Consider the following 22,369-nt stretch of genomic DNA (forward strand, 5'->3'; position numbering starts at 1 on the left):
CAACTCGTCCGACGACCGACTCCGAGGAGCCGCGATGCGTGTCGCCCTGTTCCTGACCTGTGTCAACGACACGCTCTATCCGGACACCGGCAAGGCCGTGGTGAAACTGCTGACCAGGCTGGGCGTCGAGGTCGACTTCCCGATGGCGCAGACCTGCTGCGGGCAGGCCCACTACAACACCGGCTACCGGCACGAGGCGGAGCCGCTGGCCCGGCACTTCGCCGACGTCTTCGGGGGGTACGAGGCGATCGTGACGCCCTCCGGATCCTGCGGGGCCATGGTCCGGGAGCTGTATCCCCGGATGGGCGAGCGGGCCCGCGCCGAGGGGCGCGGGGACACGCTCGCCCGTACCGTGGCGCCGGTGGTGCCACGGACGTACGAACTGACGGAGTTCCTGGTGGACGTGCTGGGTGTCACCGACGTGGGCGCCCACTACCCGCACACGGTCACCTACCACCCCACCTGCCACGGGCTGCGCGCCCTGGGCCTCGGCGAGCGCCCGCTGCGGCTGCTGCGGGCCGTCGGGGGGCTGGAACTGGTGGAGCTGCCGGGTGCGGAGGAGTGCTGCGGGTTCGGCGGCACGTTCGCGGTGAAGAACGCGGAGGTGTCGGCGGCGATGGGCGCGGACAAGGTCCGCAGCGCCGAGTCGACCGGCGCCGAGGTGCTGTGCGCGGCCGACAACTCCTGCCTGATGCACGTCGGCGGGACCATGACCAGGCTCGGCTCCGGCATGCGGCCGGTGCACATCGCGGAGATCCTGGCGAGCACGGAGGAGGACCCGGCGGCATGAGCGGAACGTATCTCGGCATGCCGGCCTTTCCCGAGGCCGCGCACGCCGCCGTCAACAACCCCACGCTGCGCGGCAATCTGCGCCACGCCACCCACACCATCCGCGCCAAGCGGGCCCGGGCGGTGGCCGAGCTGTCCGACTGGGCGGAGCTGCGCGAGGCCGGACGGCGGATCAAGGACCACACGCTGCGCCATCTCGACCGCTACCTGGAGCAGTTGGAGGAGTCGGTCACCGCCGCGGGCGGCACCGTGCACTGGGCCGCCGACGCCGAGGAGGCCAACCGGATCGTGGCCCGGCTGGTCAAGGAGACCGGCGAGTCGGAGGTCGTCAAGGTCAAGTCGATGGCCACGCAGGAGATCGGCCTCAACGAGGCCCTGGAGGCCGAGGGCGTGCGCGCCTACGAGACCGATCTCGCCGAGCTGATCGTGCAGTTGGGCAGGGACCGGCCCTCGCACATCCTCGTGCCCGCCATCCACCGCAACCGGGGCGAGATCCGGGACATCTTCCGCTCGGAGATGGGCGAGTGGGGCCGCCCGGCCCCCGCGAACCTGACCGACACGCCCGCCGAACTCGCCGAGGCCGCACGCCTGCACCTGCGGGAGAAGTTCCTGCGCGCCAAGGTCGGCGTCTCCGGCGCCAACTTCATGGTCGCCGAGACCGGCACCCTCGTCGTCGTGGAGTCCGAGGGCAACGGCCGGATGTGCCTGACCCTGCCCGAGACGCTGATCTCCGTCGTCGGCATCGAGAAGGTCGTGCCCACCTGGCGCGACCTGGAGGTGTTCCTCCAGACCCTGCCCCGCTCCTCCACCGCCGAGCGCATGAACCCGTACACGTCGATGTGGACCGGCACCACCGACGGGGACGGGCCCCGGGCCTTCCACCTGGTGCTGCTCGACAACGGCCGCACCGACGCCCTCGCCGACACCGTCGGCCGCCAGGCGCTGCGCTGCATCCGCTGCTCGGCCTGCCTCAACGTCTGCCCCGTCTACGAACGCGCCGGCGGACACGCGTACGGCTCGGTGTATCCGGGCCCGATCGGCGCCATCCTCAGCCCCCAGCTCCGGGGCACGGCCGGTGAGATCGACGCCTCCCTGCCGTACGCCTCCTCGCTCTGCGGGGCCTGCTACGAGGTCTGCCCGGTCGCCATCGACATCCCCGAGGTGCTGGTGCATCTGCGGGAGCGGGTCGCGCAGGGCGGTCCGGCGGTGCGGCAGGGCAACAAGGTCGTCCTGCGACCGGCAAAGGGGCACGCGGCCGAGCGGGCCGCGATGCGGGCGGCGCGCTGGGCGTTCGCGCACCCGGGCGTGCTGCGGACGGGCCAGCGGCTCGCCTCCCGCACCCGCCGGCTGCACCCACGGGCGCTGCCCGGCCCCGGGAGGGCGTGGAGCGGCACCCGGGACCTGCCGGCCGTGCCGGCGGAGCCGTTCCGGGACTGGTGGCAGCGCACGCGCGGCGGGAAGGACGGGGCGAAGTGAGCAGCAGGGAGCGGGTCCTGGGGCGGGTGCGGCGCGCACTCGCGGACGTCACGCCCGAGAGCGGGCCGTACGAGGAGGCCGTGCCGCGTGACTACGCGCGCGAGCACGCCGAGCGCTCGGCCGAGGAGGCGGTGGCGCTGCTGGCCGAGAACCTGGCGGACTACCGCGCGGTCGTGCACCGCTGTACGGAGGACGAACTGCCGTCCCTGATCGCCCGGTTGCTCGCGGAGCGGAAGACGGGATCGGTGCTGGTGCCGCCCGGCCTCCCGCCGGGGTGGCTGGCGCGCACGGACGTGGAGCGGGTCGCCGACCTGGCCGGGAGCACGGCACGCGAACTGGACGAGGTGGACAGCGTGGTCACGGCGTGCGCGGTGGCGGTCGCCGAGACCGGCACGATCGTCCTGGACGGCTCGCCGGACCAGGGCAGGCGCCGTATCTCCCTCGTCCCGGACCACCACGTCTGTGTCGTCAGGGTCCCGGACCAGGTCGTGGCGTCCGTGCCGCAGGCCCTCGAACGGCTGGACCCGGGCCGCCCGCTGACCTGGATCTCCGGGCCGTCGGCCACCAGTGACATCGAGCTGGACCGGGTGGAGGGGGTGCACGGGCCGCGCACCCTGGAGGTGGTGCTGGCCGGCGGCCCGGGCGACTGAACGCGCGGGTGGCCCGCCGAGTGGCTAGCGTTGCGGACATGATCCGGTTCGAGCAGGTCACCAAGCGGTATCCGGACGGTACGACGGCCGTGGACGACCTCTCCTTCGAGGTGTCCGAGGGCGAACTGGTGACGCTCGTCGGTCCCTCCGGCTGCGGCAAGACGACGACCATGATGATGGTCAACCGGCTCATCGAACCGACGTCGGGGCGGATCCTCGTCGACGGCGAGGACATCGCCGGCGTCGACCCGGTCCGGCTGCGCCGCCGCATCGGGTACGTGATCCAGCAGGTGGGCCTGTTCCCGCACCGCACCGTCCTGGACAACACCGCGACCGTGCCCGCGCTGCTCGGCTGGAAGCGGGCGAAGGCCCGGGCCCGGGCGGCCGAACTGCTCGATCTCGTCGGGCTCGACCCGAAGACGTACGGGCCGCGCTACCCGGAGCAGCTGTCCGGCGGGCAGCGGCAGCGGGTCGGCGTGGCCCGGGCGCTCGCGGCGGATCCGCCGGTGCTGCTGATGGACGAGCCGTTCGGCGCGGTCGACCCGGTGGTGCGCGAGCAGTTGCAGGACGAGTTCCTGCGGATGCAGACGGCGGTGCGCAAGACGGTGCTGCTGGTCACGCACGACATCGAGGAGGCCGTCCGGCTGGGCGACCGGATCGCCGTGTACGGGCAGGGCCGCATCGAGCAGTTCGACACGCCCGGGGCGGTGCTGGGGGCGCCCGCGACGCCGTACGTCGCCGGGTTCGTGGGCGCGGACCGCGGTCTGAAGCGGCTGTCGGTGACCACGATCGAGCCGGACGACCTGGAGCAGCCGCCCGTGGCCCGCCCGGACGAGCCCGCCGACCGGGCGCGGGAGCGGCTGCGGACCGGGGGCGCGCGCTGGGCGGTCGTCCTGGACGCGCACGGCGATCTGCACGGCTGGGTCGGGATCGACGAACTGGCGCGGGGCGGCACGGTGGGTGAGCTGGCCCACCGGATGACCGCCTGGGTGCCGGTGGGCGCGCCCCTCAAGCAGGCGTTCGGGGTGATGCTCCAGTACGACGCCGGGTGGGTCGCGGTGCTGGACGGGGCGCGCTTCCTCGGGGTGCTGACCCCGGCGAAGCTGCACGAGGCGCTGCGCCGCTCGGTGGACGCGGACGCGCGGGGTGTCGCGCGGGGTCAGGTCAGCTTCGACTCGGTGTCGGACGCCTGACGTGCCTCATTTCAGCAGGCCCTTGTCCTTCAGATAGGCGCGGGCCACGTCGGCGGGCAGCCGCCGCCAGCTGTCGACCTGCCGGTTCATGTCCGCCAGGTCCGCCGTGGTCAGCACGTCGTTGAGCTTGCCGAGCGCCTTGGTCACGCCGGTGCCGCCCGCGCGGGCGCGGTTGACGACGGGGACCACGTAGTCGGCGTTCTGCAGGTGGCGGTCGTCGGTGAGCAGCACCAGGCCGAAGGAGTCGAGGGTGGCGTCCGTGGAGGTGGTCAGCACCATCTGGTCCCGGCCGTCCTGCACGGCCCGCTTGGCCGGGGTGGTGCCGACGCCCTTGGGGTCGACGCCGGTGACGTCGATGCCGTACACCTTCTTCAGCCCCGGCTCGCAGTACGGTCGTTGCACGCACTCGTCGCCCGCCGCGAGCCGGACCGGCAGCCCGGAGGCGCCGAGGTCGCTGAGGGTTCTCAGGTGGTGCCGGCGGGCGTAGTCGGCGCTCACGGCGAAGGCGTTCTGGTCGACGGCCCGGCCGGCCGGCAGGACGGTGAGTCCGCGGGGTGCGGCGAGCGTGCGCAGTGCCTTCATCGTGGCGTCGAGGTCGGGTGAGCCGACCGGGGTGGCGTCGGCGCCGTGGGTCTTGGCGTTCAGCCAGTCGGCGAAGGTGGCCGCGTACTCGGGCACGACGTCGATCTGGCCGGATTCCAGGGCCGGTTCGTACAGTTCCCGGTTGGCGACCGTGAGGACCGACGTCTTGTAGCCGGCCTGGTTCAGCAGCTGGGCGTACATCTGGGCGAGCAGGTCGCTCTCGGTGAAGCCGGCCGAACCGATGGTCAGGTGGTGGCTGTCCCCGGGCGGCGCGGTGACCTGGCCGCGGTTCTCCAGGGACGGGCCGGTGGTGCAGGCGGTGAGGGTGAGCAGCGCGGTGGCCGCCAGGGCGTGGCGTGCGCTCATCGGCCGCCCCGGGCCCAGGCCGGTGCCCGCCGCTCGGCGATCTCGAAGGCGCCCTCGACGACGAGCGCGAACGCCGCGACGAGCAGCGCTCCCGCGACGACCTGGGGCGTGCTGGCGAGGTTGAAGCCGGCCGTGATGATCCGGCCGAGGCCGCCGCCGCCCGCGAGGGCGGCGATGGTGGCGGTGGCGACGAGCTGCACGGCGGCGATCCGCACCCCGGTCATCACCAGGGGCAGCGCGAGGGGCAGTTCCACGCGGAACAGCGTCTGCCGGCCGGTCATGCCCATCCCCCGGGCCGCCTGGACGACGCTCCGGTCCACCCCGCGCATCCCGACGTAGGCGTTGGTGAGCAGCGGTGGCACCGCGAACAGCACCAGGGCGACCACCGTGGGCCCCTCGCCCCAGTTCCCGACCGGGGTCAGGAGCAGCAGGACCAGGACGGCGAAGGTGGGGACGGCCCGGCCGACGTTGGAGATGTTGACGGCGAGCGCCCCGCCCCTGCCGAGGTGCCCGAGGACCAGGGCCACGGGCAGCGCGATCAGGCAGCTGACGACCAGGCAGACGACGGTGAGCGACAGGTGCTGCAGCAGCCGGTGCCACACCCCGTTCTCGCCGGACCAGTGCGCGGGGTCGGCGAGCCAGTCCCAGGTGGCGGTGAGCGTGCTCACCGGCCCGCCCTCGTCCTCGGCGTGGCCATGGCGGCTCCGCCGGTGTCCTCGGCGTGCTCACGTGCGGGCCGTCCTCGTCCTCGGGGCGTGCTCACGTGCCGGCCGCCCTCGTCCACGGGGTGATCAACCACTGGACGCCCAGCAGGAGCAGGTCGGCGGCGACGGCGATCACCACGCACAGCACGGACGCGGTGAGCACCTGGGCCTTGAAGTAGGTGTTCATGCCCGCGTAGATGAGGTTCCCGAGGCCGCCGAAGCCGACGATCGCGCCGACGGTGACCAGGGAGACCGCCGAGACGGTCGCGATGCGCAGCCCCGCCATGGCGGCGGGCAGGGCGAGCGGCAGTTCCACGGTGAGCAGCAGCCGGATCGGCCCGTAGCCGAGGCCGCGGGCCGCCTGCCGGGTCTCCTCCGGGACCGCCCGCAGACCGGCCAGGATGTTGCGGACCAGCAGGGTCAGCGAGTACAGCACGAGACCGGCGACGACGACGGTGGCCGAGAGGCCGTAGAGGGGCAGGAGCAGGGAGAACATCGCCAGCGACGGGATGGTGTAGAGGATCGTCGTCAGGGCGAGGACCGGGCCGGCCGCCCAGCCCCAGCGCCGGGCCAGCACCGCCAGCGGCACGGCGACGACCAGGCCGACGAGGACCGCGAGGGCGGTCAGCCGCAGATGCTGGGCGACGGCGTCGAGCAGGATCTGGCGGCGGCTGCTCAGATAGGCGCCGCAGATCCAGTCGTTGCGCGCGAGGCAGTCGTGCGGTGGCGCGGTCACGGGTCCATTGGACCGGCGGGGGGCGCCGGCCGGCATGTTGTGGTGACCCGTACGAGGGGCCGGCTAGCGCATCCCGGCGGCGTCCAGCAGGGCGGTCGCCGTCGCCGTGGCGAGTCCGTCGTCCAGGCGTTCCACCCGGGCGCCGGCCCGGGCGCTCGCGCCGTCGAAGACCAGCAGCAGCTGGCGGGCGAGCAGTTCGGGGTCGCGGGCGCCGCCCCGCTCGGCCTCGGCGCGGAAGGTCCGCGCGAGGCGTTCCTTGACCCCGCGGGCGACCTCGCTCGCCGGGTGCCCGGGGTCCTTCAGTTCGACCAGCACGGCGAGGTAGGGGCAGCCGTGGTAGTCGGCGTCCAGGGATGCCTTCTCCAGCCGCTCGAAGACGTACAGGACGCGCTCGCGGGGCCCCGCGGCCGGGTCGGGGTGGGCGAGCTGGGCCTCGTACCAGGGGATCCGCCGCTCCAGGCTCGCGGCCAGCATCTCGTCCTTGCTGTCGAAGAGCTGGTACATCGACCGCTTGGAGACGCCCGCCGCCCGGCACAGCGCCTCGATGCCGACCGAGACGCCGTCCTGGTAGGAGAGCCGGGCGGCCGCGTCGAGCAGCCGGTCGCGGGAGGAAGCCTTGTCCGTGGTGGCCATGGGGCGAGGTTACCGCTTCCCGGGAGAAAAGAAACCGATCGGTGTATTTTCCCCGGCGTGACCGCCGCCGCACGGATTCCACGTGACAGGGTCGGTGAACAAGCGCTTAGATAGGTACTCGGACGCCGCTACCCGACCCGCCGGAGGCCCCGTTGTTCACGTCCGTCGACGATGTCTCCGCCCGCCTCGCCGAGACCGGCTACCTCGCCTCCCCCGCCGTCGCCACGACCGTGTTCCTCGCGGCCCGCCTGGGCAAGCCGCTCCTGGTGGAGGGGCCCGCCGGAGTGGGCAAGACCGAGCTGGCCAAGGCCGTCGCCCAGGTCGCCGGGGCCCGGCTGGTCCGGCTCCAGTGCTACGAGGGCGTGGACGAGTCCCGGGCGCTGTACGAGTGGAACCACGCCAAGCAGCTGCTGCGCATCAGCGCGGGCCGCGACGAGAGCTGGGACGAGACCCGCACCGACATCTTCAGCGAGGAGTTCCTGCTCCCCCGCCCGCTGCTGACCGCCATCCGCGGCGACGAGCCGACGGTGCTGCTGATCGACGAGACCGACAAGGCCGACGTCGAGATGGAGGGCCTCCTGCTGGAGGTGCTCAGCGACTTCCAGATCACGGTCCCGGAACTGGGCACGGTCACCGCCACCCGCCGCCCCTTCGTCGTCCTCACCTCCAACGCCGGCCGGGAGCTGTCCGAGGCGCTGCGCCGCCGCTGCCTGTTCCTGCATATCGGCTTCCCGGAGGAGGAGCTGGAGCGGCGGATCGTCCGGCTGAAGGTGCCTGGCCTCGGCGAGGCGCTGACCGAGTCGGTGGTGCGGGTCGTCGGGGCGCTGCGTGCGATGGACCTGCGCAAGGCGCCGTCCGTCGCCGAGACCGTCGACTGGGCACGCACCCTGCTGGCCCTGGGCGCGGACACCCTGGACGAGACGGTCGTACGGGACAGTCTCGGGGTGATCCTCAAGCACCAGGACGACATCCAGAAGGCCGCCGCCAAACTCGACCTGGACGCGCTGTGACCGACGTCGCCGAGCGGATCACCGGCCTGGTCGGCGCGCTGCGCACGCACGGGGTGCGCATCGGCACCGGGGAGACTGTGGACGCGGCCCGCGCGGCCGAGGCGCTGGGGCTCGCCGACCGGGACCGGCTGCGCGAGGGCCTGGCCGCGACACTGCTGCACGGCCCGGCGCAGCGCACGGTGTTCGACCCGGTCTTCGACCTCTACTTCCCGCGCGGGGTCGGCGGTCCGGACGGCACCCCCGCCGACCGGGAGGAGCTGCGCGGCCGGCTGGCCGAGGCACTGGCGGCCGACGACCGTGCGCTGATGGCCTGGCTGGCGGCCGAGGCGGTCGACGGCCTGGGCGGCTACGGGAGTTCACCGGGGGCGGACGGCTGGTCGGCGTACCAGACCCTCGAACGGCTACGCCCGCAGACCCTGTTGGCCCGGGTCCGGGCCGACGTACGGGCACGGGAGGGCGACGGCGCCGGCTTCGCGGACCGGCTGCTGGACGACGAGATCCGGCGCCGCATCGAGGAGTTCCGGCGGCTGGTCGGGGCCGAGGCACGGCGCCGGGTCGCCGAGCGGCGCGGACGCGACGAGATCGCCCGGCGCGCGGTGCGGCCGACCGCCGACCGGGTGGACTTCCTGTTCGCGAACCGGGACCAGCTGACCGAGCTGCGCCGGGCGGTGCAGCCGCTCGCGCGCAAGCTGGCCACCCGGCTCGCCGCGCGCCGCCGCCGGGCCGCACGCGGCACCATCGACCTGCGCCGCACCCTGCGCTCCTCGCTCTCCACGGGCGGCGTCCCGATGCGGCCGGTACTGCGCCGGCGCCGTCCGGTCCGGCCCGAACTGGTCCTGCTGTGCGACGTGTCCGGCTCGGTGTCGGGCTTCTCCGACTTCACGATGCTGCTGGTGCAGGCGCTGCACGACCAGTTCAGCAAGGTCCGGGTGTTCGCCTTCGTCAACCGGCTGGACGAGGTGACCGGCCTGCTCGACCACGGCCGCGCCGACCCCGACGGGCTCAGCGCCCGCATCCGCGCCGAGGCCACGCTCACCGGCTGGCACGGCAGCAGCGACTACGGCGTGGCGCTGGGCGAGTTCGCCGAGCGGTATGGCGCCGCGGTCGGCCCGCGCACCACGGTGTTCGTGCTCGGGGACGCCCGGACGAACATGAGCGACCCCAACCTCGCCGCCGTACGGGAGGTCGCGGGACGCGCCCGCCGCTTCCACTGGCTGAACCCCGAGCCGCGCGCCCAGTGGGGCACCGGCGACTCGGCCGCGCCCGAATACGCCGAACTGGTCGACATGCACGAGTGCCGCACGGCCCGCCAGCTCAGCACACTGGTCGGCCGACTGCTGCCGGTGTGACACCGGGACGCCGCACGACCCGACAGCCGGGCACACTGGTCGGCCGACTGCCGCGGGTGTGACACCCGGACGCCGCACGGCCCGGCGGCTGGGCACGCCGGTCGGCCGACTGCTGCCGGTGTGACGCACGGGGGGCGGTTGTGATCGACTGGTCGCCCGTCTCCCGGCCACGAGGATGTCCGACATGACCCACCCGCCCGTGCCGCTCGGCACGTTCCCCACCCCGCTCGAACCGGCGCCCCGGCTGGCCGCCGCGCTCGGGCTCGGGCCGGACGACCTGTGGATCAAGCGGGACGACCTGACCGGACTGGGCGGCGGCGGCAACAAGATCCGCAAGCTGGAGTGGACGGTGGGCGCGGCCCTCGCCGAGCGCGCGGACACGCTCGTGACCACGGGCGCGGCGCAGAGCAACCACGCCCGGCTCACCGCCGCCGCGGGCGCGCGCCTGGGGCTGGACGTCGTCCTGGTCCTGCGCGGCTCGGCCGGCGCCTCCCGGTCCGGGAACCTCGCCCTGGACGGGCTGTTCGGGGCGAGGCTCGCCTGGGCGGGCGACGTGGACCAGGCGGGTCTCGACGCGACGGCGGCCGAGGTGTGCGCCCGGCTGCGCGCGGACGGCGCCCGGCCGGCGCTCGTCCCGTTCGGCGGCTCCGGCGTCCTCGGCGCCCGGGGCTATGTGCGGTGCGGCGAGGAACTGCGCGAGCAGGTGCCGGACCTGCGGACGGTGGTGGTCGCGCTCGGCTCCGGCGGCACCATGGCCGGCCTGGTCGCCGCCTTGGGCTCCGGCTCGGTGCTCGGTGTCGACGTCGGCGCGCTGGCCGACCCGGCCGCGGCGGTGGCGGAGTTCGCGACACCGCTCACCGGCGAGCAGGTCACGCGGGAGGGGCTGCGGGTGCGCCGGGACCAGGTGGGCGCCGGCTACGCGGCACTGACCGCCCCGGTGGCCGACGCGCTCCGGCTCGCCGCCCGCACCGAGGGCCTCGTCCTCGACCCGACCTACACGGGCCGCGCCCTGGCCGGCCTCCACGCCGCGGTGCGCGACGGCGACGTACGCCCCGGCGCGAAGACGGTCTTCGTCCACACCGGTGGCCTGCCCGGCCTGTTCGGCCACGCGGAAGCCGTGGCCCGCGCGGAGGAGGGCGCCGGGACGTTCGGGGGCTGAGGATCCGGGCGGGGTACGGCGGCTGAGCTCGGCGGTACGTGCGCGCCCGGATGGCTGACCGCGCCCTCACACCGCGACCGGGACGGGCTCCGTCCGCTCCGCCCGCTCGGCTCGGCGCAGGGCCAGGAGGGCGCCGAGGTAGGCGAGGTCGAGGAGGAAGCAGCCGACGTAGAGGTAGTACATGAGGGCGGAGTCGTAGCGGGGGTTCCCGTGCGGATCGGTGAGCAGCGCCTGGGAGGCACAGGCCGTGCCCAGCAGCTTGGTCAGCGCGATCGCGGCGGACTGGCCGCGCGTCCCACGGCGGGCGGCCGCCATGGCCAGGAACATGGCGGACATCGCCAGGTTGCTGCCGAACGCGGTGATGGTGCCGGCACCCGCGTCGAACTGCTCGGAGGCGTAGTTCATGCCCGGGTAGGCGAACGCGAGCACCACGGCCAGCGCGGGCAGGAACAACCGCCCGGGCAGGGAGGGGAATTCGGACCTTCCGAAGCGTACGACCGTGTAGCCGACTGCGAGATCGAAGGTGAACCACACGATGTTGACGACGTGCAGGACCCCCGACTGCGGCCGCACGAACGCGAACATGAACTCCCAGCTTATGTTGGTGGCGAAGGCCACGACCGGCATCCCGAAGGTCCGCTCCCGCACCCCGGTGCGGACCAGCAGCACGTAGGCCGCCGTCCAGAACCCACCCGTGCCGAGCAGGAACGCCGTGTGCAACACCCGCATGACCACCCCCGTCGAAGCGACCCACCGCCTGTGCCGGTGAGTACTCTGGCACGGATGACTCCCGCGAACACAGTGTCGATTGCGTCGGACCCCACCGAAGATCCGCCACTGCGGCCCCTGCCCGACGCGGTCACCCGGCTCCTGACGCGAGTTGACGCCCCGCCACGGCTGGTGGCCCACCTCAGAGCGGTGCACGAGGTGGCGGCCCTGCTGGTGGAGTGGATCCAACGGCACTGTCCCGGAACGGAGTTCGACGCGGAGGCGGTGCGGTTCGGGGCCGCCACGCACGACATCGGCAAGGCCCGGCACACGGCCGAGCTGTCCGGCCCCGGCTCCCGGCACGAGGAGACCGGCCGGGAACTGCTGCTGGCGCACGGCGTACCGGCGCGCCTCGCCCGGTTCGCCGCCACCCACGCGTCCTGGACGGCCCCCGGGACGGGCGTGGAGGACCTGCTGGTGAGCCTGGCCGACAAGATCTGGAAGAACAAGCGGGTGCCGGAGCTGGAGGACCTGGTGGTGGCGCGGCTGGCCGCGGCGGACGGGCGGCCCGCCTGGCAGTGGTTCATGGAACTGGACGAGTTCCTCGCGGACATCGGGGCGGGGGCCGACCGCAGGCTCGCGTACCAGACGTCCCATCCCCTCGACGGGAGGTGACCGTGTTCGCGACCTCACTCGGTGCCGACGGTGCCGAGCTGTGTCCTCTCCAGCCTTGGCAGGCCGAGGAGTTCCTGGCCCACATCGGCCGGGGACGGGAGTTCGTCGGCCGGTTCAACGGTCTGCCGGACGTGGTCGCCGACCTGGCCGGGGCCCGCGCGTTCCTGCGGGCGTACGCCGAGAAGGAGGCGGCCGATGCGGGGCTCATCCGCGCGATCCGGCTCGACGGCACGCTCGTCGGCGCGGTGATCCTGCGCCGGCTGGACGTGCCGCGGGGCACGGCGGAGGCGGGCTGCTGGCTGGAGCCGGCCGCGGTGGGCCGCGGGCTGGTGACCCGGGCCGCGCGTCTACTGATCGACTGGGCGGTCCGGGAGCGCGGTGTCCACCGGGTGGAGTGGTGGGTGTCGGCGGAGAACGCGCCCAGCATCGCGGTCGCCCGGCGACTCGGCATGACCAGGGAGGCGGTCCTGCGGGAGAGCCACCTGCACCGGGGCGAGCGGCACGACGAGGAGATCTGGTCGGTGCTGGCGCCGGAGTGGACCGGCGGCGCCTGACCCCCCGGTGCCGGCGCGCCGCCTACCAGGTCCGGGCCGCGCGCAGCAGGAGTTCGCTCACCCGGGCGACGTCGGGGTTCTCGCACGCGCCGGGGCGCCGTACGAGGAAGCCGGTGTTGATCGGCGGGTCCTCCGGCTCCAGCAGCGCCACCAGCGCCCCGGACTCCAGAGGTTCCAGGCACAGGTAGCGCGGCAGCACGGAGAACCCGGCGCCCGCCGCCACCGCCGCGAGCACCCCGCGCAGATCCGGCACGGTCACGGCGGCGGTCCGGGACAGACGCCGGCCGAAGACGTGGCGCCAGTAACGGCGGGCGATCGGCAGGTCCTCGGCATAGGTGATCAGCGGGACGTCGCGCAGCGCGGCCGGGCCCTCGGCGGCGAGCCGCCGAGCCACCCGCCGTGCCCACACGGGAGCCGCGACCAGCACGAACTCCTCGTCGGTGAGCGGCGTGGCGTGCAGGGTCCGGCCGCGCGGCCGGGTGGTGGCGATCACCAGGTCGTGGCGGCCGGCCCGCAGCTCGTCCAGCAGGGCGTCGGTCAGTCCGGTCGCCACCCTCAGCCGTACGCCCTGGGCCACCAGCGGGGACAGGGCGGGCAGCACGGTGGTGCACAGCAGTTCGGCCGGGCCGGCCAGGTGGACGGGTTCCGCACGGGCACCGGAAGGGACGTCCGGACCGGCCACGGTGGCCAGTTCGTCCAGCGGAGCGGCGATCCGGGCAGCGAGTTCGTCGGCCACCGGTGTCGGCGCCACCCCGCGCGGCAGCCGCTGGCACAGCTCACGGCCGGTCTGCCGCTCCAGCGCGCGCATCTGCGTCGTCACGGTCGGCTGCGACAGACCCAGCAGGCGCCCGGCACCGGTGAAGGACCCGGAGCGGTACACCGCGAGGAAGGTGCGCAGCAGGTTCAGATCGAGGGCGGCGGTCTCCACACGGCCGAGTATCGGCCGAACGGCACACCCCGCGCCCCATAGGACTTCCTATGTCAGCCATTCGCCGTTCCATTGGCTTCCCATGGGTCGGTTCACCTACGTTCCTTCCCGTAGACGCAAGCCCTCCGGGAGAAGGAACCCATGTCGAAGATCCTCTTCGTGCTGACCGGCGCCGACCGCTGGACGCTCGCCGACGGCACCCAGCACCCCACCGGATTCTGGGCCGAGGAGGCCGTGGTGCCCTACCGCGCCCTCAGGGCCGCCGGTCACGAGGTCGTCGTCGCCACGCCGGGCGCTGTGGTGCCGCAGGTCGACCGGGCGAGCCTCGCCGCCGAGGTCAACGGGGGGCAGGAGCGGGCGGACGAGATGGCGCGGGCCGTGGAGGACATGGCCGAGCTGCGTGAGCCCGTGAAGCTGTCCGACGTGGACCTCGACGACTTCGCCGCCGTGTTCTACCCGGGCGGGCACGGCCCCATGGAGGACCTGGCCGTGGACGCCGAGTCCGGCAGGCTGCTGGTGGCGGCCCTCGACTCGGGCAGGCCGCTCGCCGTGGTCTGCCACGGCCCGGCCGCCCTGCTCGCCGCCGTACGGCCCGACGGCACCAACGCCTTCGCCGGCTACCGGGCGGCGGCCTTCACCAATGCGGAGGAGATCCAGGCCGGACTCGCCGAGCGGGCCAAGTGGCTGCTCCAGGACCGGCTCACCGAGGCGGGCGTGGACATCCGGGCGGGCGAGCCGTGGGCGCCGCACGTGGTGGTCGACCGCAACCTCGTCACCGGCCAGAACCCGGCCTCCTCGGCCCCGGTCGCCGAGGAACTGCTGCGGCGACTGGGCTGAGCCGAAGCCGGGCGGGGCCGGGCTGGTACCCCTCCTGGTCCGCGGCTCCGCGGCCCCCCGGAGCGAGCCGGCCCGCTCCCCCGTCCGGCCACCGGCACCCCGTCACCGGCGCCGAGCCCGCCCGGCCCCGCAAGTCAGTCGATTGACTCAGCCAAGGAAAATGCGGGTTTCCGCGCTCACCGGTCCGGCCGCCGCACCGCTAAGTTGGGCGGTATGAGCAACCTTGACCGGGCGCCCGTGCCCAGTGTCTGCGGCGGTCGTGGATTCGTCGTCGCCGAGCCCGTCCGCGAGCTGCTGAGTCCCCGTCAGGTGAAGCTGGGCGAGTCGACCGAGGTGCGGCGGCTGCTGCCCAACCTCGGCCGTCGCATGATCGGGGCGTGGGCCTTCGTCGACCACTACGGCCCGGACGACATCGCCGACGAGCCCGGCATGCAGGTGCCCCCGCATCCGCACATCGGACTCCAGACGGTCAGCTGGCTGCACGAGGGCGAGGTGCTGCACCGCGACTCCACGGGCAGCCTCCAGACGATCCGGCCGCGGCAGCTGGGCCTGATGACCTCGGGGCGTGCGATCAGCCACTCCGAGGAGAGCCCCCGTCCGCACGCCCGACTCCTGCACGGCGCCCAGCTGTGGGTGGCTCTGCCGGACGAACACCGGCACACCGAGCCGAGGTTCGAGTTCCACCCCGAACTGCCGTCGGTCACCGCTCCCGGGCTCCGTGCCACGGTGATCCTCGGCGGCCTCGACGGCTCGGTCTCGCCCGGTACGGCGTACACCCCGATCGTCGGCGCCGACCTCGCCCTCACCCTGGGCGCCGACGTCCGCCTCCCCCTGGAGCCCGACTTCGAGTACGGCGTGCTGGCGATGTCCGGCGAGGTACATGTGGACGGCGTACCGGTGCTGCCGGGCTCCCTGCTGTACCTCGGCTGCGGCCGCTCCGAACTGCCCCTGCGCGCCGAGTCGGACGCCGGCCTCATGCTGCTCGGTGGCGAACCGTTCGCGGAGGAGTTGATCATGTGGTGGAACTTCGTCGCCCGCTCCCAGGAGGAGATCGTACAGGCTCGCGAGGACTGGATGAAGGGGGCCCGATTCGGCGAGGTGAAGGGGTACGACGGAGCTCCGCTGCCAGCACCCGAGCTGCCGCCGGTGCCGTTGAAACCACGCGGAAGGGCGCGCTGACCTGGGAGTATCCGGTCTTCCGGTCAGGTAGGTTCGAGACGATCTCGCCGCCCGCCTCGCAAAGAGTATCTGTGGCGGCTAGGCCATTGGATGCTGCCGCACGGACACCTCCGACGGCATCTCGCGTTTCCAACGTGTGGGCATCTGAAGGCCGCTTTGGCCGGACGAATGCTGACCCAATGCTGACTTTACTGACAGGTAGTCAGGGCAGAGCCAAGCTGTGTGGTCGGCGCGTGGAGCCCGGCCTCGCGGATAGGTCGACTGCAGGGCGCTGTCAGCCGAGGCTGCCCTCGGGAGCCGATTGACCCCGGGGGCAGTGATCGCATGCCGAACGCCCGGGGCATTGTGAGAACCCAACAAGCTCAGGTGGAGTGGGAGGAACGTCGGCCCGCAGTCAAGCGCGGAGACCACCCTCCACAGCACAGACGACTGGGCTGGCTCGCGACAGACTGACGACATACATCGAAGATGGTCACTTGCAACCGTCGACTTCTGCCCCTCCGGGGAGCACCGCGTCCTGGCTCAAGCCCCCTACAGCGAAGCCGCCGAGCGGTATCGCATCTGGTTGGCCGAGGCGGCCCCTGCCGTGGCCGCCGCGGCCGGTCCTGACCGCTTGGACGGCTTCCCTGCCCAGTTCCGGCCAGTCATCGCGGACACCAGCGGCGAGGACGTAGCACGGTTCTGAGCGAGCGCCGGGAAACCTGGCAGCTGCAGACCCGCGACATGGTCACCCCGCACGCCCCAGCGAAATCCCGATGTCGCCAACGATCAGAAGGGGCGTGCACGTGCGTATCGCTGAGCGATGATGTTCACAGAGTGACCGAGCCGATCGGGGGGCCTGCCATGCATCTGAGCCGAATTGCGGTGAGCGGCCTGCGCGCGAGCGCAGAAACTCCAATGAGTTGCACCCTCCCTGGCAGATTCAGTGTGCTGATCGGTGCGAACGGCGCCGGTAAGACCACGCTCACGGACGCCCTCTACCTTGCGCACCCCGGAAGCCGGTTCCCTGTGCTGCCACGGCCGACTTCAGCTGCACTGGCACCACCTGACGCAGGCGTGGAGCGCAGCATCGAAATCACCTACGCACTGGGAGAGACCCTCGAAGCGGAAGGGCGACTCGGCCGCGAGCTTCACACCACGGGCCACCGACGCCTCGGTGGAGACGCTGAATCTTGGAGTGTCTCCCTGCACCGACAGCTGGGATCGGTCACCTCCCGGCTGGCCAACAAGCACGGAATTGCCCCGAAGCTGGACAAGTTCAAACTGATCTACCTGCCCGCCTGGCGCCATCCGCTGGACGAACTGGCCCGGCGCGAGGCACGCATCCTGGTCGAGCTGCTGCGAGCGCGGCAGCAGGAACTCCACGGCAGTCGCAACCTGGTGGCTCTGCGGGCCCGTGCATCCCGACTGCTGGAGGACCTTGCCAAAGACAGCCTGATCGACGCCGTAGAAGCCCGAATCGGGGAACACTTGGGCAGGCTGTCCGCCGGAGTAAGTCAGCAGTGGCCCTACATCCGTGGCCAAGTCATCGACGACGCCTACCTTGCGCGCGTGCTGGAAGTCATGCTCGCCGTCGTCGAAGGCCGCTCCCAGGCTCGTCCCCTAGAGGTCTCCGGACTGGGGTATGTGAACCTGCTGCACATCGCGGTGACGTTGGCGGCGATACCGGATTCCACCGAGGTGCCCATCGAAACGAAGGACCCACTGGAAAGGCTTGGAGACGGGGAGCCCCTCTCCGAGGAGGAGCAGGCCCGGCAAGCCTTTGAGAACCTGGTCCAAGCCCAAACCGAGGCAGCATCGGAGGAAGACTCCTTCTTCTCCACGGCCCCCTTCCATGCAACGGTTGTCATCGAGGAGCCCGAAGCGCACCTCCACCCCCAGCTACAGCACTCGCTGGTGCGCTACCTGCGCAGGACCGTCAAGTCGCGACCCGAACTGCAGGTGGTCCTCTCCAGTCATGCGACCGACATCATCACCGCCTGCGCCCCGGAGGAACTCGTTGTCGTACGCCGCACGGAGCACGGAAGCATCAGTCGCTGCGTGAAAGACGTCGTCCCGCATCAGTATCGCGAGGCCACGCTGCGAATGACCCAACTGCACCTCGACACGAGCCGCTCATCGGCGCTCTTCGCTGAACGCTTACTTCTGGTCGAAGGGGTCACAGAAGGTGCCGTGGTGCGAGAGTTCGGCCGAGCCTGGGCCGCAGACGATGAGGCGAAGCAAGCCTTCGTTGATGCCCTGAGCATCGTCCCCATGGGCACGAAGGTCGGTCAATGGGCTGTCCGCCTCCTGGCGACACGCGGCGCAGAGCTGTGCACCAAGCTGGCCATCCTCCGCGACAGCGACAGCGACCTGCCCTTCGACATCTCACGGGATTCACCCAAGTGGCTCGCCGAGCACGATCCTTCTATCGTCCAAGCCTTCATCAGCCACCCGACACTTGAACCGGCGATCACTTCGGGCAACGAGCACCTCATCGCAGCCGCCCAGCAATCCGTCGACCCGGAGCATCCGCTGGCCGAAGTCACCGTCGAGAGTGTCCGCGCCTATTTCGGGAGCCGGCGAGCGGCTAAGGACGGAGATGGAGGAGCCAAGGAAGGGCGAGGCGCACGGCGAAAGGCTGAGTTCGCCCTGACACTCGCCGCGCTGTTGCGCGACGCCATCGACGCCGATCGTGGGCAGGCAGACGACCTCGCGCCCGTCCGCGTTCCCGACCACCTGAGGAACCTCTTCGACTTCCTCTATCCCGCTGCCGCTGAATCCGTGACCACCGATCCCGCGGTCGACGAGGACGTCACAGAACCGCCTGCCTGGCTTGCGCCGGACGACATCTGGGATGAGATTCGGGACCCTGTCGACTGGGACGACCTCGACGAGCCGGCGTTCTGGCAGGAGGGCAAACCCGACCCAGAGGAGACAGATTACGAACCGACAATCCTCGATGCGGAGGAGGCAACAACGCGCTGGGACGATCTACTCCTCGCACGTCCGGCGCGGCAAGACCACGCGGTGGACCTTGGTCCTGGAGGCTGGCCCACCGCGCGAATATCGAAACCAGGGCAATGGCCGGGAGCACAGAACAATGCCTAAGCCCGGCGCGGGGATCAACGGCCTGACGCCACGACAGCTCATGGCTAGCGGCAGTCCGCACGGCCGCGTGTACGTGGAAGCGGCGCCTGGCTCGGGAAAGACCACAGTGTCAGCATTGCGGTTCGGACTGCACCGCTTTGCCGCCACCACCGACCGGCGGGCAGTCGTAGCCGTCAGCTTCACACGGTCAGCCACCGAGGAACTACGAAACCGAGTCATCGAGCACTGGGGACCGTCATCAGTGACCTGGCCGCACCGTATCGTTACCCTGGACACCCTCCTGTGCGACCTTCTCTTCCACCTCCTCCAAGAGGGTGTCCTCCAGTGGCCAGGCGGTCACACAGTTCTTGAGGTCCTCGACACATGGCGAACGGCGCTTCCCGCAAAGCCCCGGCGCATCAAGCCCGTTCTGAGCATCGACAGCGGACAGGTCGTCATCAGGACTGTTGACGAAGCTCAGTCCGCAAGCCATCCCTCCGTCATGGACTTCAGAAAAGCGATCTCTGAGGGCAGATGCACGCACGACAACGTACGGGAGGCCCTGCAAGGAGCCCTCGCAGCCGGCGAGGTAAGGAAAGCACTGACTTCCTATTTCGAGACCACCATACGATCATTGACAGTGGACGAGGTATTCGACGCTAACGACCTGGACAGGGACATCTTCTCGCTGGCCGCGTCAGGGTGCAGTTCACTAACGCTGGTCGGGGACCCATGGCAAGCCCTCTACCAGTTCAGAGGCGCACGTCCCGCGGCGATGACGAGATATATCAACGAGAATAGCTTTACCACACACCGCTTGGACGAATCATTCCGGTGGGGAAGCGACAGGCAGGCATCGCTCACGAGGCAGCTGCGCCGGCAAATGCCCGTGCAGCTACCCCCGGGCCCCGCGCAGGACGCCGACGTGGTCATTGCGCATAGATGGCAAGCACTCTGGGGCGCCGATCCACACGTCCTCCCTCTCGCCATCAAGCCTGGCGTCGGCCAAGTCCAGGAAGCGATATGCACACTGCTTCTCAACGAGATCACCCAGCATGCGCTCGGCTTGCAGGCAGTATTTCTGCACGACGCTTTGGCCACGCTGGGTCTGGAGAAGGACGATCTAGCGACAACTCTCCAACCGTGCCTGCGGGAAGCCGTCTCTCACCTGAAAGACGGAGCCCCGTCTCGGCGGGTATGGCAGAGTCTCTCGGATGGGTTGACCGATCTCATTCCGGCGCTAGCTGCACAGCGCTACGCACGCAGCCCCCTCCTCGCGCTGAACCGTCTGCAGCTTCGGCTCAGAGATGACCAGCTGGTCCCTGGCCTTACATGCCACCAGTCCAAAGGTCGAGAGTGGAACACGGTGGCCATAAAACTGAGCACCGCAGACATCTCGGCCCTGGCGCTCGGTCTCGACCCTACGGAGGCAGACCATCGCGCCCTCTACGTGGCACTCACGCGTGCACGCCTCAACACGCTGGCCCTCACATGAAGCGCTCTCGGACGACGCCGGAGCCCCGGCTGGATTGCTCTTGAACCGCGACGACAAACAGGGGAGCCGATTTCCAATAGGGATGGGATGCAAGCAGAGTCCCCCGGATAGAATTGGCATTGCCCAGTACAACGCCCGCCACATGGCCGCTTGAATAAGCGATGCAGCGGCAAGTATCAGCTCGTCAGTTCGCAGGGCCTCGCAGCAGGGTGGACGGCTTCCGTACCAAGCGCTGGCATCATCTCAGCCGGGCCACGCCGTTCAGCGTTCTAGCGATTTCATTCTTGACTGCAATGCCGGGATCGCCGCGATCTTGGCCGGGTCAAGGTGATCCCAGAGGATGCCCTCCGGCCGGTGCGGATCCGTGCACTCGATCACTTCATCAGGCGTGATGACCAGGTCGACCTTCACGTCATGGTCAGTGACTGGAATCGGGATGTCGATCACCTGGAGGCTGTGCACCGTGGTCACGACGAGAGTGCTGGAGCCAATAAGGCCGGCTTCCGTCAGGAGTGCGAACTCCAGGTCGGAGTAGCCGGCCCCTTTGCCGATCCGGGCACCGTCCCGGTTGACCGCGACGCTTCCGAGGACGACGACGTCGACCGGACGGAGGGAGTCGACCTCGACGGTTGGTGCGATCGTTGACGCAACGCGGCTGGTAGCTGCCTCTTGCGGCGACACGCGCAGGGTGGCTGGGTCGAGCAGGTAAAAGGGCTTCGTCGCCGCCAGCTTAGGGACTGCCATGTACACGACCTTGCCCTCGTTCAGGGCACAAACCCGTACAGGGAGCTGGGCCTTGTCCGGCACGGCCTTGATGACGTTAGCGTTCTTCCACCCCTCCAGTTCAGCCAGCCGGGCTGCGGCCTCGTCGGCCCCTCGGAAGTTGGGGATGCGGCCGTGAGCGCTGTCGTCGTAGACCGCGCCGGCCGCATCGAGAGCGTTCCAGACCTGAGTCCGTACAAGCCGCTTGGCGTCGTCGTGCATCACGGGCACCCAGGTCTCTCCTCTCACTCACCCCGTTGCCATGAGAGCGAAAAGCTGGTCATGGACGTCGGCGACGATACGCTCCTGCCGCCAAGGGCGCAGGTCGCGGGCGGCACTGAAGACTACGTTGAGTCCTCCCCCGCCCCTGGTCTCTTGTACTTCCGCGATGGCTTTGGTCAGCGCAGCCACAGCCGCGTCGACCTCACCCTGACGGATGTAGGCGAGCGTAAGGTTCCCGAGCACGATCGCGCGCGACTTTCGCCGATCTTGTAGCTCGGCGGCGGTGGCCTCCAGTAGTTCCTGGGCTCGCCGGTACTGTCCCAGGGAGAGGTAGCAGGATCCCGCAAGGCGGCCGAACTGGGTGGACGAGACCAGATCCGCAGCGGCGTCCATCCCGTCCGTTCGTTCTAGCTGCTGCCGAGCTGCAGCAAGGGTCGATTCGCAGTCCTTCGCCCTTCCGAGCATTGCGTACGCTTCGCTGGCATGCAGAAGCGCGAGGCCGGTAACGGCTGGACTGGTCCAACGCGCCGTTTCTGCCGCCTGCAGAGCCAGCTCCAAACCGGCACGCGGATCCCGGGCTCCGTACAGGGCGACGTAGGAAGTTCTCAGCCGGGCTCGGCCCTCAAGCGTGGGATCGTGGAGGTGTCGAGCAACACGCAGGCTCTCGTCGTAGTAGTGGCGTGCTGTCGCGTGATCCCGGCGCTGGGACGCATCCCAGACGAGCTGGCCCATGAATGTGAGTGCGTCGGCCTCGAGCGTCAGCAGCTCTCGCCCTGCTCGTCCGTGCGGGGCGTTTCGGGCCATGTAGGTGATCAGGCTGAGTTGCTCTCCGCCCTTCGCCAGCAGGCTGGCCGAAGGGGCCCGGTCGTAGCGGGATGCTAGTTCATCGAAGTCGTGTCGGAGGTCAGTAGCCGTGGCCAAAGACGCAGTAGCCCGATCGGGGAACACAGCACCCTGAGCCGCCGGAACGCGGCCGTCTCGCTCAGCGTCGTTGGCCAAAAGGTCGACGAGTGCCTCGACCGTGATGAGAAGTGCATCGGCGAGTCGTGGGCGCATCCATGGCTGTGGGGAGGCAGTGCCCGTCTCCCAGCGCACGACCGTCGATCGGTCGACGCCGAGCTTCTCAGCCAGGTCTTCCTGCGTAAGGCCGACTGATCGGCGTCGTTCAGCAAGACGTTGCCGTCTGCGTGCCATTACTTGCCCCCGAACTGCCTCAAGATCTCAAACCCTGGCAAACACCCTGGTCATCCCCGGCAACGCCACGCGGATGCATCACTGTTGCAGCGAATCTGC

21 protein-coding genes are annotated in these 22,369 nt (G+C 70.8%); 13 read left to right on the forward strand and 8 right to left on the reverse strand.

Annotation, left to right across the window (positions count from 1 at the left end; genetic code table 11):
• Positions 1–34: 34 nt before the first annotated feature.
• Genes ACZ7FF_RS26730 through ACZ7FF_RS26745 form a run of 4 tightly spaced genes read left to right on the forward strand, consistent with a single transcriptional unit; the run spans position 35 to position 4,108 of the window.
• Entirely contained in the window at positions 35–790 is a 756-nt protein-coding gene (locus tag ACZ7FF_RS26730) for a (Fe-S)-binding protein (RefSeq protein ID WP_470814963.1), read from the forward strand.
• Positions 787–2,265, forward strand: coding sequence for a LutB/LldF family L-lactate oxidation iron-sulfur protein (locus tag ACZ7FF_RS26735; protein WP_470814964.1), 1,479 nt, complete (start codon positions 787–789; stop codon positions 2,263–2,265). Before ACZ7FF_RS26730 ends, ACZ7FF_RS26735 begins: the two co-directional genes overlap by 4 nt.
• The gene (locus ACZ7FF_RS26740; RefSeq protein ID WP_470814966.1) at positions 2,262–2,915 is read left to right on the forward strand and encodes a LutC/YkgG family protein; all 654 of its coding nucleotides are present in this window, start codon (positions 2,262–2,264) and stop codon (positions 2,913–2,915) included. Before ACZ7FF_RS26735 ends, ACZ7FF_RS26740 begins: the two co-directional genes overlap by 4 nt.
• A 38-nt stretch (positions 2,916–2,953) precedes the next feature.
• Entirely contained in the window at positions 2,954–4,108 is a 1,155-nt protein-coding gene (locus tag ACZ7FF_RS26745; protein ID WP_470814968.1) for a betaine/proline/choline family ABC transporter ATP-binding protein, read from the forward strand.
• Positions 4,109–4,114: 6 nt separating this feature from the next.
• Here the strand turns inward: ACZ7FF_RS26745 and ACZ7FF_RS26750 are convergent, their stop codons facing one another.
• From ACZ7FF_RS26750 to ACZ7FF_RS26765, 4 genes are all read right to left on the reverse strand, one after another.
• Entirely contained in the window at positions 4,115–5,056 is a 942-nt protein-coding gene (locus ACZ7FF_RS26750) for an ABC transporter substrate-binding protein (protein WP_470814970.1), read from the reverse strand.
• Entirely contained in the window at positions 5,053–5,724 is a 672-nt protein-coding gene (locus tag ACZ7FF_RS26755) for an ABC transporter permease (RefSeq protein ID WP_470814972.1), read from the reverse strand. The genes ACZ7FF_RS26750 and ACZ7FF_RS26755 overlap by 4 nt, the downstream gene beginning before the upstream one ends.
• Before the next feature lie 91 nt (positions 5,725–5,815).
• Positions 5,816–6,496, reverse strand: coding sequence for an ABC transporter permease (locus ACZ7FF_RS26760; RefSeq protein ID WP_470814974.1), 681 nt, complete (start codon positions 6,494–6,496; stop codon positions 5,816–5,818).
• A gap of 63 nt (positions 6,497–6,559) precedes the next feature.
• Positions 6,560–7,129 carry a TetR/AcrR family transcriptional regulator gene (locus ACZ7FF_RS26765; RefSeq protein WP_470814976.1) on the reverse strand — a complete coding sequence of 190 codons (570 nt, stop codon included), beginning with the start codon at positions 7,127–7,129 and terminating at the stop codon, positions 6,560–6,562.
• Between the two features lie 152 nt (positions 7,130–7,281).
• Between ACZ7FF_RS26765 and ACZ7FF_RS26770 the strand changes: the two genes are divergently transcribed.
• The 3 genes from ACZ7FF_RS26770 to ACZ7FF_RS26780 all read left to right on the forward strand — a co-directional run bounded on the left by ACZ7FF_RS26770 (position 7,282) and on the right by ACZ7FF_RS26780 (position 10,647).
• Positions 7,282–8,139: an AAA family ATPase gene (locus tag ACZ7FF_RS26770; RefSeq protein ID WP_470814978.1), complete on the forward strand. Its 858-nt coding sequence runs from the start codon at positions 7,282–7,284 to the stop codon at positions 8,137–8,139.
• Positions 8,136–9,488: a vWA domain-containing protein gene (locus tag ACZ7FF_RS26775; RefSeq protein ID WP_470814980.1), complete on the forward strand. Its 1,353-nt coding sequence runs from the start codon at positions 8,136–8,138 to the stop codon at positions 9,486–9,488. The genes ACZ7FF_RS26770 and ACZ7FF_RS26775 overlap by 4 nt, the downstream gene beginning before the upstream one ends.
• A gap of 184 nt (positions 9,489–9,672) precedes the next feature.
• Positions 9,673–10,647, forward strand: a complete 975-nt coding sequence (locus ACZ7FF_RS26780; protein ID WP_470814982.1) for a D-cysteine desulfhydrase family protein — start codon at positions 9,673–9,675, stop codon at positions 10,645–10,647.
• 66 nt (positions 10,648–10,713) lie between these two features.
• Here ACZ7FF_RS26780 and ACZ7FF_RS26785 read toward each other — a convergent pair whose 3' ends face one another.
• A complete protein-coding gene (locus tag ACZ7FF_RS26785) occupies positions 10,714–11,376 on the reverse strand; it encodes a transmembrane-type terpene cyclase (RefSeq protein ID WP_470814983.1) in 663 nt (220 codons plus the stop codon).
• Positions 11,377–11,430: 54 nt separating this feature from the next.
• Between ACZ7FF_RS26785 and ACZ7FF_RS26790 the strand changes: the two genes are divergently transcribed.
• Together ACZ7FF_RS26790 and ACZ7FF_RS26795 are read left to right on the forward strand one after the other, a co-directional pair.
• A complete protein-coding gene (locus ACZ7FF_RS26790) occupies positions 11,431–12,030 on the forward strand; it encodes an HDIG domain-containing metalloprotein (RefSeq protein WP_470814985.1) in 600 nt (199 codons plus the stop codon).
• Between the two features lie 2 nt (positions 12,031–12,032).
• Positions 12,033–12,584 (forward strand): GNAT family N-acetyltransferase, encoded by a 552-nt coding sequence (locus ACZ7FF_RS26795; protein ID WP_470814987.1) that lies wholly within the window; start codon positions 12,033–12,035, stop codon positions 12,582–12,584.
• 22 nt (positions 12,585–12,606) lie between these two features.
• Here ACZ7FF_RS26795 and ACZ7FF_RS26800 read toward each other — a convergent pair whose 3' ends face one another.
• The gene (locus tag ACZ7FF_RS26800; RefSeq protein WP_470814989.1) at positions 12,607–13,512 is read right to left on the reverse strand and encodes a LysR family transcriptional regulator; all 906 of its coding nucleotides are present in this window, start codon (positions 13,510–13,512) and stop codon (positions 12,607–12,609) included.
• 141 nt (positions 13,513–13,653) lie between these two features.
• On the opposite strand from ACZ7FF_RS26800, the gene ACZ7FF_RS26805 reads away from it, so the two are divergent.
• From ACZ7FF_RS26805 to ACZ7FF_RS26820, 4 genes are all read left to right on the forward strand, one after another.
• Positions 13,654–14,349, forward strand: coding sequence for a type 1 glutamine amidotransferase domain-containing protein (locus ACZ7FF_RS26805; protein ID WP_470814990.1), 696 nt, complete (start codon positions 13,654–13,656; stop codon positions 14,347–14,349).
• A gap of 213 nt (positions 14,350–14,562) precedes the next feature.
• A complete protein-coding gene (locus ACZ7FF_RS26810) occupies positions 14,563–15,528 on the forward strand; it encodes a pirin family protein (RefSeq protein WP_470814992.1) in 966 nt (321 codons plus the stop codon).
• 816 nt (positions 15,529–16,344) lie between these two features.
• Positions 16,345–18,618, forward strand: coding sequence for an ATP-dependent nuclease (locus tag ACZ7FF_RS26815; RefSeq protein WP_470814993.1), 2,274 nt, complete (start codon positions 16,345–16,347; stop codon positions 18,616–18,618).
• Positions 18,611–20,092: a UvrD-helicase domain-containing protein gene (locus ACZ7FF_RS26820; RefSeq protein WP_470814995.1), complete on the forward strand. Its 1,482-nt coding sequence runs from the start codon at positions 18,611–18,613 to the stop codon at positions 20,090–20,092. The genes ACZ7FF_RS26815 and ACZ7FF_RS26820 overlap by 8 nt, the downstream gene beginning before the upstream one ends.
• A gap of 261 nt (positions 20,093–20,353) precedes the next feature.
• On the opposite strand, the gene ACZ7FF_RS26825 is transcribed toward ACZ7FF_RS26820, so the two are convergent.
• Both ACZ7FF_RS26825 and ACZ7FF_RS26830 read right to left on the reverse strand, forming a co-directional pair.
• On the reverse strand, positions 20,354–21,076 hold the full coding sequence (locus ACZ7FF_RS26825; RefSeq protein WP_470815074.1) for a 5-formyltetrahydrofolate cyclo-ligase: 723 nt from the start codon (positions 21,074–21,076) through the stop codon (positions 20,354–20,356).
• Positions 21,077–21,103: 27 nt separating this feature from the next.
• Positions 21,104–22,270, reverse strand: coding sequence for a helix-turn-helix transcriptional regulator (locus tag ACZ7FF_RS26830; protein ID WP_470814996.1), 1,167 nt, complete (start codon positions 22,268–22,270; stop codon positions 21,104–21,106).
• Positions 22,271–22,369: the final 99 nt, after the last annotated feature.

It is taken from the genome of Streptomyces sp. NPDC037126 (genome assembly GCF_055605965.1).

Excerpts from the sequence above, each read along its gene's own strand:
- ACZ7FF_RS26810 (WP_470814992.1), top strand. The coding sequence starts at position 14,563 with ATGAGCAACCTTGACCGGGCGCCCGTGCCCAGTGTCTGCGGCGGTCGT.
- ACZ7FF_RS26750 (WP_470814970.1), bottom strand. The coding sequence starts at position 5,056 with ATGAGCGCACGCCACGCCCTGGCGGCCACCGCGCTGCTCACCCTCACC.
- ACZ7FF_RS26780 (WP_470814982.1), top strand. The coding sequence starts at position 9,673 with ATGACCCACCCGCCCGTGCCGCTCGGCACGTTCCCCACCCCGCTCGAA.
- ACZ7FF_RS26830 (WP_470814996.1), bottom strand. The coding sequence starts at position 22,270 with ATGGCACGCAGACGGCAACGTCTTGCTGAACGACGCCGATCAGTCGGC.
- ACZ7FF_RS26745 (WP_470814968.1), top strand. The coding sequence starts at position 2,954 with ATGATCCGGTTCGAGCAGGTCACCAAGCGGTATCCGGACGGTACGACG.
- ACZ7FF_RS26805 (WP_470814990.1), top strand. The coding sequence starts at position 13,654 with ATGTCGAAGATCCTCTTCGTGCTGACCGGCGCCGACCGCTGGACGCTC.
- ACZ7FF_RS26765 (WP_470814976.1), bottom strand. The coding sequence starts at position 7,129 with ATGGCCACCACGGACAAGGCTTCCTCCCGCGACCGGCTGCTCGACGCG.
- ACZ7FF_RS26735 (WP_470814964.1), top strand. The coding sequence starts at position 787 with ATGAGCGGAACGTATCTCGGCATGCCGGCCTTTCCCGAGGCCGCGCAC.
- ACZ7FF_RS26785 (WP_470814983.1), bottom strand. The coding sequence starts at position 11,376 with ATGCGGGTGTTGCACACGGCGTTCCTGCTCGGCACGGGTGGGTTCTGG.
- ACZ7FF_RS26825 (WP_470815074.1), bottom strand. The coding sequence starts at position 21,076 with ATGCACGACGACGCCAAGCGGCTTGTACGGACTCAGGTCTGGAACGCT.
- ACZ7FF_RS26730 (WP_470814963.1), top strand. The coding sequence starts at position 35 with ATGCGTGTCGCCCTGTTCCTGACCTGTGTCAACGACACGCTCTATCCG.
- ACZ7FF_RS26790 (WP_470814985.1), top strand. The coding sequence starts at position 11,431 with ATGACTCCCGCGAACACAGTGTCGATTGCGTCGGACCCCACCGAAGAT.
- ACZ7FF_RS26820 (WP_470814995.1), top strand. The coding sequence starts at position 18,611 with ATGCCTAAGCCCGGCGCGGGGATCAACGGCCTGACGCCACGACAGCTC.